The organism is Allotamlana fucoidanivorans (assembly GCF_006265225.1).
Lineage (GTDB): Bacteria > Bacteroidota > Bacteroidia > Flavobacteriales > Flavobacteriaceae > Allotamlana > Allotamlana fucoidanivorans.
In genome coordinates, this window is sequence record NZ_VDCS01000038.1 from 1 (window position 1) to 2,114 (window position 2,114).

A 2,114-nucleotide genomic window follows, 5' to 3' on the forward strand; every position below is an offset into this window, starting at 1 on the left:
CAATGCACATACTTCATTGCTTGTTTTTGTTTGCTTACGAAAAGTTTTACAAAACTGCCAAATATCTGGCTTTATTTGCTATTTTTACGTAAGAAAACGCAACGAAAGCATGTACCAAACCGTTGCCATTAATATGAAAAAAGTCATAGTCTACTTACTAATTTTAGTCCCTTTAAATAGTTTCTCTCAAAATTGGCAAATCCCTGAAATCAAATGGGAAGAGAAAACTGAAACGGAAAATAATTACGTTGACTTACTAAAAATAAAAGATAGAAATTCATTAATTGTTAAAATTGGATATTCATCTTATTGGATAAAAGGGCAGAATTCGGAATTTATCGTTTACCAAAATGACGGAAAAGTGAAACGATTTGTTGTTTATCAACCAAATTCAGCTGAATTAAAAACTAAAATCAAGCGCAAAGGAATTAAGAAAAAGGATTACCAATATTATTGGAATCATTTGAACAAAATCATTCAAGAAAATGATTATATAATAGATAAATCAAAATTAAATATTGACGAAAAAAAGGGAGAAGAAGAAGGAACTGTCGTTACAAAAATAATTTCTGATGGAGTTGACTATAGTTTTTGGATTTGTCAAGGAAAGAATTACATAGCTTATGGGAGTTATTCGCCGAAATCATTTATTGAAGATAAATTTCCAGGTTGGGAAGAAAGACAAAAACTTGTCGATTTAATTAACGGATTTGAAAATTTAACCGAAAAATACTAATGGCAACAACGGCTATAATTCAGCGTGGCGGTTTTTTTCCATCGGAAAAAAACGTACTTTTATGAAAGCTGATTCCGTCGCTGAAAATTCCACTGAATTTTCCACGCCGAAATCATAGCCCGAACCGTTGTAATGCATTTGACTAACTCAAAAGTCCATTTCACTAATTGTGACTTTTTTACATCTAGGTAAAGAATAACTTTGAAAAAGAATTTAAAAAATTATTTTGAAATATTCCCTATTCATATTGCTATTTTCCTTTTTCTCTGTCGTGTTCGGACAAACAACTGAATATTCGGGAGTTGTAAAAATCAAAGGAGATAAACATCCTTTACCTGGTGTATCTGTGATGATAAAGGGAACAAAAATTGGAACACAAACTGACTTTGACGGATATTTTAAAATTAATGTTCCTGATTCTCTTAACACTCTTTCATTCTTATATGTAGGTATAAAGCCATTGGATTATAAACTAAATGAAAAGAAATTTCTTGAAATTTTTCTCAAAGAAGACTGTACAGTTTGTTTTTTAGACCATCAACAAATTGCAATATATGCTCAAAGTGGAGTAATTGGAAACCCCTTAGGAGGCCAATTGGACTTTTCTTTTCCAGCATTCTTTCGGGATTTAACATTAAAAACTGGATTTGGCTACCAAACAAACTTTAATGAAAATAGATTTTTGAGTGCCTTTATCAATCTAGAGCACTTATTTGTGGACTGCGGATTTAGCATTGATATTAATTCTTCGGTTAGAAATTTCAATTATGACAATAACATTGATTCCAATGTTTTGAGTCTAGAAAGTAGTATAAATCTACGAGGCATTCAAATAATAACAGGATTTAGCAACGTGGATTTTTTTGAATTAGATAAAAATAAAGTTATTAAATCAAACGGTGTTCTTGTTGGAATTGGGACTTGGATTGGACCTCCGTTTTATGCATCAGTCAAAGCAAAAACAAGTATTTTTAAGAACTTAAGCGAATACCAAGTAGAAATTAAACGGACTTATAAACAACTTTCAAGTTTCATCCGTTATAACAAAATTGGAGGTTTTAACGAGTTAAGTTTGGGAATCGGATATGAATTCACCTACTATTTAAAAAAGAGAGAAAAATAAAAACGCATTACAACAAAGTATAAAAATAATGCTTAAGTTTAATACTAAATCTAAAGGTTAGTGTGTATTTGGTCACTCTGATTTTCCTGCGGAAAATCCTCGGACACAAAACCGCACTATTCTTATACGTAACCGTTACCAAATATAGTGCAAGAGCGATATTCGGTGCTTGTTTAAAATATTGGTTTTTTGCCTAAAAATCAGTTCTAATTTTCAAAGTTTTGGCTCAAGTCCTTTTTTGAGAACTAAACGCCA

Annotated in this window: 2 protein-coding genes; both read left to right on the forward strand. The window is 31.1% G+C overall.

The genetic code is table 11. The features are described from left to right. A partial coding sequence (locus FGF67_RS16715) for a hypothetical protein (RefSeq protein ID WP_233244112.1) occupies positions 1-736 on the forward strand: 736 nt, incomplete at its 5' end. 226 nt (positions 737-962) lie between these two features. After that, positions 963-1,859: a carboxypeptidase-like regulatory domain-containing protein gene (locus FGF67_RS16720; protein WP_158293244.1), complete on the forward strand. Its 897-nt coding sequence runs from the start codon at positions 963-965 to the stop codon at positions 1,857-1,859. Positions 1,860-2,114: the final 255 nt, after the last annotated feature.